Below are 9,394 nucleotides of genomic sequence, written 5' to 3' on the forward strand. Positions count from 1 at the left end.
GCCGCCGGCGCTGGTGGCGCCGAGGACGAGGCATCCCAGCCGCTCGCGATGCCGCAGAGCGAACTGCTGCGCTATCATCCCGCCAAGCGAAAGACCAAAGAGGTGCACGCGACCGATGCCGGCCGCGTCGAGCACTGCGGCAACGTCGTCTGCCATGGCGCCGATCGAGTAGGGCCCAAGCGGAGCGCTGCTCGCGCCCGCGCCGCGACTATCCAGCGTCAGAACACGGTAACTGCTTGCAAAGCGTCCCGGTAGGGTCAGCCAGTAACGACTCGACCATGCCAAGCCGCGCACTAGAACGAGCACCGGGGCGGCTTCCGAGCCCCGCAGGTCGTAGTAGATCTCCCCGGCGTTGGTGCGTGCCCATGGCACAGTGCTAAGGGTACCCTAACGCTGTGCGGATCACCTTGCTCCGGAGACTCCGACTCCTGACTCGGCCCCACGTAACGCTCTCAGCCGCAGGAACGACCTCTAGCAGTGCCTGCGCGACCTGCCATGAGACCAGCGATTGAGCACAAGAGCCGGCTTGCGCGCCTGTGCGACGTGGCGCTCGCCGCTGCGCTGCTGCTGATTGCGCAGGACGCTCGAGCACTCGACGCGAGTCCCTGGGAGCGCGTGTTGTCGCGCTGTGCCGGACAACGAGGCGTCAACTATGCCAAGCTCAAAGCGGATAGAGACGCGCGTGGCGATCTCGCGAGCTTCGTTCACTCGATTGCGTCCATGAGCAGCTCCGAGCCACTGGCCGCGTGGCTCAACGCATACAACGCGCTCGTGGTCAGCTCGGTCGTACGGCGCTACCCGCTACGCAGCGTCATGGACATTCCCGGCTTCTTCAACAAGGAGCGGCATCGCATCGCGGGCGAGCGGCGCACGCTCGATGAAATCGAGCACGACATCATCCGCAAGCGGTTTCGCGACGCTCGCGTGCACATGGCGCTCAACTGCGCCGCACGCAGCTGCCCGCCTCTGCACCCCCACGCTTTCCGCCAGCGCACGCTGCAAGCAACACTGGACAGACTTGCTCGCAACGTTGTCACGAGTCCGCGCCACGTCCGAATCGGTCCGGCTCAGCTCGCGGTGTCGCCCGTTTTCTTCTGGTTCCGGAAGGACTTCGAGACTGAAGCGAGTTCGCTGCTGGCATGGCTCAAGCGATATGCGCGCTCCCGACTGGCGGGTCTGCCTCAAAGCACGCCCATCGTAAAGGGGGATTACGACTGGCGTCTCAACGATGCGCGCGGGCCGTAGGGGCGCTCGTTCATGTGCGCCATGCGCTGCCAGCCGCTACACTGCACTAGAAGAGAGGGGCGGCGTGTCGGCTGTCGTGGCACCGCGTCGACGGATGTGTGCCAGCGCGCCGCCTCTGGGACACGAAAGCTACCGTTTTGCAATCGCTCAACGCATCCCCGCCTGCGCAGCGGATAACACCCCTTGCCGGAGGGTCCTGGCACAGTGGGACGATAGCCTGGCGAGTTGCAGCCATCGCATTGGCTTGCTGTTGCACCGGCTGCTTCGACGCGCACGAAGCTGCCAAGGCGGAGCTAACCGGCAGCGGAGGAGTCGGTGTGGAACCGGTCCCTGTGCGAACAGCCGAAGCTGGCGCGGCAATGGACGGCGGCATGCGGTCCGACGCAGACACGCTGGACGCGGGCTCCGCTCAACCGGTCGGCGATGCCTCGCCGGTCGAAGCGGCGGGCTGCGGCGCCTGCCCTGCCGCCCTGCTCGGCAGCAGCTGCTGCACGGACGGGTCGATGGGCAAAGCGGGCCAGTGTGGTCTCGATCTCGGTGCCTACGAGCCGCGTTTGGCAGGTACCTGCCTTCCGCTGGCGCAACCGGGCGAACGCGACCCCAGCTGCCCTGGCTTCACGGTGATGGGCTTCGAGCTTCCGGGATGCTGTCGACTCGACGGCAGGTGCGGCGGCTACGATCCCCTGGCCGGTCTCGGCTGTGTTCAAGACCCCACGACAACGTCCCCACCCGCGTGCACGCCGGCCGGCAGGTAGTGCTCACAAAAACGCGCAGGTTCCCCTTCAACGGGCTCGCGCGAGCGACCCGGCGCACAGCCGTTGCTGCCTTGGCACGGTTGTTCGTCTGGACCGTCCTTGTGGGCATTGCGACACCGTTGCTGTTCGCTTCCTCGCTAGCGGCACAACCTGCCGCGCCCACGTCTACGTCGCTGCGCCTTGGGCAGGCCGAGCTTGCGCTGCTCCGCGGGCACTACGAACGTGCCGAAGGTCTGTTTCTTCAGGCGACGCGCTCGCGCGGGGGCGCCAAGGCGTGGATGGGCCTGGCCCGCGTACAGCTCGAAACCGGCCGCCACGACGACGCATACCGATCGGCGATGCGGGTTGCGGGGCCCAAGAAACTACGGACGGCCGCGCGCACGCTGGCGGCCGAAGCGCTCATCGCTCGCGGTCGTCTGGACGAGGCGGAGCGTGCACTACGTGCTTTGGTCTCGTGGTTCGGCGCGCACCGAGCACGCGTAGTGCTTGGCAGGTTGCTTGACGGACGCGGCCAGCGGAAGCGAGCACGCAAGTACTTCGCCCGCGTCGTGGCGGCGTACAATGCCCACCGGATCCGCGACAACGACGGGCCCGGGATGGCGCTGGTCGCGATGGCGGCTTGGGGGCTCGGCGCTCTGCAGGACGCGAATCGGGCGTTCCGGGATGCCACCCGCGCAGCACCCGAACTGGCACAGATCGAGGTCGAGTGGGCGAGGTTGTTCCTTGAGAAGTACGATGCGCGGCAGGCGCTCGTTGGCCTGAAAAAGGTGCTGCGCCGCAATCCAAATCACGCCGAGGCGCTGGTCCTGTTTGGTCAGGCCAGGCTGGCCGAAGCCTTCGACTTCGCAGCCGCGGAGCAGGCCGTGAGCAAGGCACTGCGGATCAATCCCAACCTGGTGCGCGCTCACGTGCTACGCGCAGGCATGGCCCTGCGAGACATGGACATCGAGCAGGCGGATCACCATCTGGCGCGCGCGCTCGAAGTGAATCCACGGAGCCTGCTGGCACTGAGCGTACAGGCGGCGGCGCGCTTCCTTGCCGACGACGAGCCTGGCTTTGCCGCCGCCCAGCAGCGCGTGCTCTCCCTCAACCCACGCTACAGCCGGTTGTACAGCACGATCGCCGACTACGCGGAATGGGAGCACCGCTACCCCGAGCTCGTGCAGCTAGCCCAAAAAGCCCTGCGCATCGACCCAGACGATGCGCTGGCTCACGCTGCCCTAGGCATCAACCTGCTACGCATGGGCCGCGAGCGGCAGGGTCGACGGGCACTGCAACGCGCCTGGAAGCGCGACCGCTTCAACGTGCGCGTTTTCAACCTCCTGAACCTGTACGACGACGTGATCGATGTGGATTACGTCCAGTTCGACGCGCATCCCTTCCGCTTCCGTATGCATCGCAGCGAGCGCCAGCTGCTGCAGCGCTACCTTGTTCCGACCCTGCGCCAAGCCTACCGGCAGATGGCGGCGCGGTACGGCTTCAAGCCCGAGGGCCCCGTGCACGTCGAGCTCTACGCGCACCCCGAGCACTTCTCGCTGCGCACCACGGGACTGCCCCGCGCTGGCGTGCAAGGGGTGTGCTTCGGCAAAGTAGTGACGGTGTTGTCACCAGCGGGTGGCCCGTTCAACTGGGGCCAGATCACCTGGCACGAGCTGGCGCACGTCTTTCACGTCCAGCTGTCTCGCAACCGCGTGCCACGTTGGTTTACCGAGGGGTTGGCCGAATACGAAACCAGCGTGGCCCGTGATGAATGGCAGAGGGAACAGGACCACCGGTTGTGGGAAGCGATCGTCGACGATCGCATTCCCTCGCTGCTCGATTTCAACGCCGCATTCACACGCGCCGGGAGCATGGAGCAGGTCATGGACGCCTACTACGCGTCCTACAGGCTCGTGCGCTACGTGGTGGAGCGCTTCGGCTTCGGCAAGGTCGTGCAGCTCCTCAAGGGATGGGGCGAGGGCAGGCGCACGAGCGAGCTCGTGGCCAGCGTGCTGGGCACGGAAGCGGGCGAGCTTGATCGGGCCTTCCGCACGCACTGCCGGCGCCGTCTTGCCAAGCGGGAGAAGGAGTTTGACGTGCGTTTCGCGCGCTATGCGGATTTGCCGGCGCTCGAGGAGGCAGCCCGGAATGCACCCCGGAATCCGGCGGCGCTTGCGGGGCTCGCCGCCGGCTGTTTCCGGGCGGGCAAGCACGAGCAGGCAACCCAGCACGCGCGCAGCGCCCTCGAACTGGATCCCGCGAACCCGATCGCCCACTTCGTTCTCGCGCGTCTAGCCGTAGCGTCACGCAGACCGTTCGTCGCGGCGCGACACCTGAAGCGGATCGTCGCGTCCGGCCAGGATAGCTACGTCATCCGGCTCTTGTTGGGGCACAGCGCACTCGCCCGGCGCCGTTTCGACGCGGCCAGAAAGCAGCTCGATGCAGCGATCCGGCTGGACCCAGAGCGCTTGGATGCCTGGCAGGCGCTGCTTCGACTGGCCGGCGCCGTCGAGGACACACAGTTGCGATTGCGTGCTCTCAAGGCCCTGGCAATCCTGGATCAGCACGGACGCGAGGTCTCGGCCGAGCTGCTCACGCTGCTCGAACAGCAGCAGGCGTGGAATGAGCTCGTTAGGTACGGCGAGATGGCCCGGTTCGTGGATCCCGCGCGAGCAGAATCCCATCGCTTGTTGGCGATGGGCTATCTGCACAGCAAACGGCCCAAGGAAGCACTGCAAGAGCTCGGCGTGGCGCTCATGACGGGCCACCCGCGTCCCGGGCTCGTGCATCTCGGTCGCGCGAACGCGCTGCTGGCACTGGGGCAGCGAAAACAAGCGCGCCGAGCCGCCCGCAGGGCCATCCGGGCCAATGCCTCGCTGCACGTGCACTTGAGGGGGCTACTCGGCCGCTGATCCGGCGCCACAAAGAAAAGCGCCTGCTTTTGTGGCAACCTGGAAACCGCGATGGTGGCAAGAGGCCCGCGTCTGTCAATTCCGACCCGCGTTTTTCTGGGGTTCGCCCTGGTGCTCACCGTCTCCGGCGCGGTGTTGGTCGCCAGCATCCTTCAGCACCAACGTACCGCGGCCACGCTGCGGCTGTTGCACGGCGGCTATTTGCCTCTTGCCCTGACCGTCGGTGAGGCACGCGCGACTCAGGCGGTGTTCGGGACACTGCTCGACCGGCTGCCCGAGCGCGACTGGATCGCGACACAGCGTTGGATCGACACGGCGCGCCGCGTGCGCCCGGCCACGATCCGACGTGCGCTGGACGAGATCGTGCATATCTATCGGCTCGATCCCCCGGCAGCCGAACAGCGTACGTTGGAGCGTCTACAGGCCGAGATCACCTCGGTGGAACGCGCCTACGGGGAGGGGGACACAGGTTTCGACGAGCTGTTTCGAGCCCTTGCCGCCCAGGACAAGGAGCGGGCTCACGGGCTTCTGGTTCACTTGCGGGCGCGCGAGCAGAGCAGCGCGCGACAACTGCGTGAGGTTTGGTCCACGATTCAGACGCAGGTGGAAGCCACGGGGCTCGCGGTCTCCCGCCAGGAGATGCAGTCCGTATGGGTGTTGGCTGCGCTGGCCTTGGTGGCGCTGGCGGTGGGCGTCGCAGTAACCTGGTGGGCTCAACGCGTGCTGTCGCCGCTGCCGCGCCTGCAGGAGCGCGTGGAGGCCGTCTCCCGGGGGGACTTTGCCCGTCATCTGGGTCCGGCGCGGGATGATGAGATCGGTCGCCTGGCTCGCGACTTCGAGCGTATGGTCGCGGCGCTGAGTGCGCGCGACGCCAGTCTGCGTGAGGCAACCGAGCGGGCAATTCAGAGCGAGCGTCTGGCGGCCGTCGGCAGAATGGCGGCTCACGTCACGCACGAAGTTCGCAACCCGCTCAATAGCATGCGGCTCAACCTGGAGTTGCTCGAAGAAGAGGTGCCCGGCTCCAACGCGGCGGCCAAAGCGCTGCTTAGCGCGATTCATGGTGAGATCGAGCGCCTGACCGAGATCACCGGCGAGTACCTGCGCGTAGCGCGCCTGCCCAACCCGGACTTCGAATCGGCCGACCTGGCGGCGGCGGTGGACGCCGTGGCGAGATTCGTACAGCCCGAGCTTTCGGCCGCCAACGTGGAGCTTGTGCATACCACCGAGCCGGGCCTCCCTTCCTTGGTGTTTGACGAAGCCCAATTTCGCCAGGCCCTGCTCAACGTGCTCCGCAACGCGCTCGAGGCCATGCCCGCGGGTGGGCGCATCGAGCTCCGCGTCGGGCGTGATCGGACCGGCGTGGCCGTCTTGGTCAAGGACTACGGAGCGGGCATCGCGCCTGCGGAGCAAAAGCGCATTTTCGATCCGTTCTACACCACCAAGAAGCTCGGCACTGGGTTGGGACTCCCGCTCAGCCAGCAGATCATGGCCGCGCACGGGGGTCGCCTCAGCTGCCGCAGCGAACCTGGCTCCGGCACCGAATTCGAGCTATGGCTCCCTTTGGCCGGGGAAGATATGATGAAGGATCGCGGATCGAGCACATTGGAAGCGGGTGCATGAAGCGCGCGGACGGTAGAGCACCGGAGCAGCTGCGCTCGGCTCGGTTGGAGACAGGCTTCCAGCGCTTTCCGGAGGGCTCCGTGCTCTACACGTGCGGCGGCACGCGGGTCTTGATCGCGGCCTCGGTGGAAGAGGGGGTCAAGGAGTTCCTGCGCGGAAGCGGTCGTGGTTGGGTCACGGCCGAATACGCTATGCATCCGAGAGCCAGCCAGCAGCGTCAACGGCGGGAGAGCCGCAACCAATTGGGCGGCCGCAGCCACGAGATCCAGCGTTTCGTCGGACGTTCGCTGCGCGGCGTGCTGGTGCGCGAAAAACTCGGCGAGCGGCAAGTATCGATCGATTGCGATGTACTGGACGCAGACGGAGGTACCCGCACGGCAGCGGTCAGCGGTGGGTTCGTGGCCCTGAGTCTTGCGCTGGAAGGCCTGCGGCGGCGGGGCGTCGTGGGGGCAGGAGTGCTGCGGGAACCGGTGGCGGCTATCAGCGTCGGCATCGTCCATGGCGAGCCGATGCTCGACCTCTGCTACACCGAAGATCGGGACGCGCAGATCGATCTGAACTTGGTTGGAACGGAGTCCGGCCGCTTGATCGAGCTTCAGGGTACGGCCGAGGGCGCGCCCATCGATCGGATCGATCTCGATGGCCTCGTGGAACTGGCAAGCCAGGCGATTCCCAAGCTCGCCCAGTTGCAGCGCGAAGTGCTCGACAAGGCGGGCGTCGATCTCGGGAAACTGCTCGCATGACCGAGTCTCCCTGCCTGCACCTGCTCGTCGCAACACGCAGCCCGGGCAAGGTCGCGGAGTTGCGCCGGCTGTTTGAGGGACTGCCGCTTTCGCTGTTGACGCCGAGCGAGTTTGGCTCGCTACCGCGCGTGGACGAGGACGGGGAGAGCTTCGAGCACAATGCCCGCAACAAGGCGTGCGTGCTCGCAACCGCCAGCGGTCTGCTCGCGCTCGCCGACGATAGCGGCCTGGAGGTCGACGCGCTAGGCGGCGCTCCGGGTGTAGTGTCGGCGCGCTTCGCCGGCCCCAGGGCGAGCGACGAGGACAACAACCGCGCACTGCTGGCACGGCTCGACCGGGTGCCCTTGGATCTTCGCAGCGCTCGCTTCCGCTGCGTGCTCGCACTCGCGGAGCCGGCTGCCTCGTTGCGCCCGCGTGTCCAGATCGCGCACGGAGTGTGTGAGGGCCGGGTCGCGCTCCAGCCTCGCGGACGCGGAGGGTTTGGCTACGATCCGCTGTTCGTGCCGCGAGGCATGACGCTCACCATGGCGGAGGTCGATCCGGAAACCAAAAACCGCATCAGTCATCGTGCCCGAGCTGCGGCTACCATGCGGACGCACTTGCAGACCCGCCTCGGCTACCAAAGACCCAAGCCGACCTGCAAGTTGCTGTAGCGTGGCGCGACATCGGCAGCGACCCCCACCCGGATGGCAAAGAGCCACAAGTCAATAAGGTACACGTCCATGCCGCCCGTGAAGTGGACCCGACTGAAGACCTTGCCGGTCGCGCGGCTCGACTCGGTGTAGGTACCGGCCCGAACCCGCATGCGGTTGTGGATGGCCTCGCTCTCGACGCCCAGATGCAGACCGATGCCCATCTTGCCAGCCGGCCGGTGACCGGCAGGACCATCGAAGTAGCTCTCCATCCCAACGGTGTTGGAGGTCCATCCGTCCACGGTCAGATCCGCGGCCACCAGGACGTAGCGCCGGTCCGGCAAGTGACGTTTCGCGCCCCAGGCATCCCAGCCCCCAATCGGGGGATTTCGCTGTCGCTCGCCTGCGCGGAACATATAGCTTGCACCCACGTTCAGTTCCCAGGGATACAGCACGCGGGAAGGCAGCGGTTGCGCCAGCATGCTTCCCGGTGGATTGGCAGCGAGGCTCGGGTAGCCGCCGGGCGAGCCGGCCGCCAGCTTGGCTGAAGCCGGAAGTCTCAAGCGGGCACCGATCCTCCAGTTGCGCACCATGGGCCGATAGAGAATGCCGGCATCCGCAAACAGCGTCTGGTAGTCCACGTCGGGCAGACCGGGCGCCGACAAGGTAAAGGTGCGCGGACCGCCTCCAGCCCCGACCAAGATCCGGCCCTCACCGAGGGCCAAACCGGCCATGAACGTGACCTCCCTATGCTGCGCATCGAGCTCTGAGGGTCCCGCCGACGCCGTGTGCGTACGCGTCCAGTACATCGCCCCGAGTGCGAAGTGACCGAGCGCAAGGCGGAGGCCGGTGCTGAAGCCGTCGATGCCTTGGTCGGTTGCCGAGCGGGCGTCGTCGTTGTCGTAGTCGATATTGGACACGGATCGCATACCGGCAAAGAAGATGCTCGGGTGGAACCAGCCACTCGCTTCGTAGCCGCGGTTGGCCATGCTTGCAGGGTTGCGACGATAGCCTTCCAGCCCATCGCCGATGCCTGCATAGGCCCCGGCCAGCCCCGTGATGCGGCCCGACGTGGCCATCGGACCGCGCGCCAGGTCCAACCTGGGGGCAACCTGTGCAAGCGATCTCGAGGCTGTCCAAAGACCGAACACCAAGGCGAGCATGACTGGACTGACAACCGCTCGTGTCGATTTGACCATGGCGAGCCCCTAGCTCCCGTACCGGGTGCGAACTTCGAGCTCCAAGTCTACACCGACTGCGACGACACCCGTCGGAAAACTGCACAGTGAACCCGTGCGCCGGAACAGCTTCACCCACGCGAGCTAGACTAGCGGCTCCCAAATACTACCCTTCCCACCTGTGGCCGACGTGTTAAGCTAGCCCGCATCGGTCACCAGCTTCCGGCGCCCTGCCGAACCGAGCCGCATGGTCGAACCGAGCCGCATGGTCGAACCGAGCCGCATGGTCGAACCGAGCCGCATGGTCGAACCGAGCCGCATGGTCGAACC

The 9,394-nt window shown here is 66.5% G+C and carries 8 protein-coding genes; 6 read left to right on the forward strand and 2 right to left on the reverse strand.

All coding sequences use genetic code 11. From position 1 onward, the window contains the following. Nucleotides 1–372, reverse strand: a 372-nt coding sequence (locus MJD61_16990) for an alpha/beta hydrolase (protein MCG8556958.1), incomplete at its 3' end; no start/stop codon positions are given. A gap of 123 nt (nucleotides 373–495) precedes the next feature. On the opposite strand from MJD61_16990, the gene MJD61_16995 reads away from it, so the two are divergent. The 6 genes from MJD61_16995 (at nucleotide 496) to MJD61_17020 (ending at nucleotide 7,907) form a co-directional block, all read left to right on the forward strand. Then, a complete protein-coding gene (locus MJD61_16995) occupies nucleotides 496–1,245 on the forward strand; it encodes a DUF547 domain-containing protein (GenBank protein MCG8556959.1) in 750 nt (249 codons plus the stop codon). Nucleotides 1,246–1,616: 371 nt separating this feature from the next. Continuing rightward, entirely contained in the window at nucleotides 1,617–2,000 is a 384-nt protein-coding gene (locus MJD61_17000; GenBank protein ID MCG8556960.1) for a hypothetical protein, read from the forward strand. Between the two features lie 71 nt (nucleotides 2,001–2,071). Next, nucleotides 2,072–4,891: a tetratricopeptide repeat protein gene (locus tag MJD61_17005; protein MCG8556961.1), complete on the forward strand. Its 2,820-nt coding sequence runs from the start codon at nucleotides 2,072–2,074 to the stop codon at nucleotides 4,889–4,891. Between the two features lie 51 nt (nucleotides 4,892–4,942). Then, complete coding sequence (locus tag MJD61_17010; protein MCG8556962.1) at nucleotides 4,943–6,511, forward strand: ATP-binding protein; 1,569 nt, start codon at nucleotides 4,943–4,945, stop codon at nucleotides 6,509–6,511. Next, nucleotides 6,508–7,254 carry a ribonuclease PH gene (rph, locus tag MJD61_17015; protein MCG8556963.1) on the forward strand — a complete coding sequence of 249 codons (747 nt, stop codon included), beginning with the start codon at nucleotides 6,508–6,510 and terminating at the stop codon, nucleotides 7,252–7,254. The genes MJD61_17010 and rph overlap by 4 nt, the downstream gene beginning before the upstream one ends. Then, the gene (locus MJD61_17020) at nucleotides 7,251–7,907 is read left to right on the forward strand and encodes a non-canonical purine NTP pyrophosphatase (protein MCG8556964.1); all 657 of its coding nucleotides are present in this window, start codon (nucleotides 7,251–7,253) and stop codon (nucleotides 7,905–7,907) included. The genes rph and MJD61_17020 overlap by 4 nt, the downstream gene beginning before the upstream one ends. Here MJD61_17020 and MJD61_17025 read toward each other — a convergent pair. Next, nucleotides 7,871–9,085: a hypothetical protein gene (locus MJD61_17025; GenBank protein MCG8556965.1), complete on the reverse strand. Its 1,215-nt coding sequence runs from the start codon at nucleotides 9,083–9,085 to the stop codon at nucleotides 7,871–7,873. The genes MJD61_17020 and MJD61_17025 overlap by 37 nt on opposite strands. Between the last annotated feature and the right edge of the window lie 309 nt (nucleotides 9,086–9,394).

The organism is Pseudomonadota bacterium (assembly GCA_022361155.1).
Taxonomy (GTDB): Bacteria; Myxococcota_A; Polyangia; order Polyangiales; family JAKSBK01; genus JAKSBK01.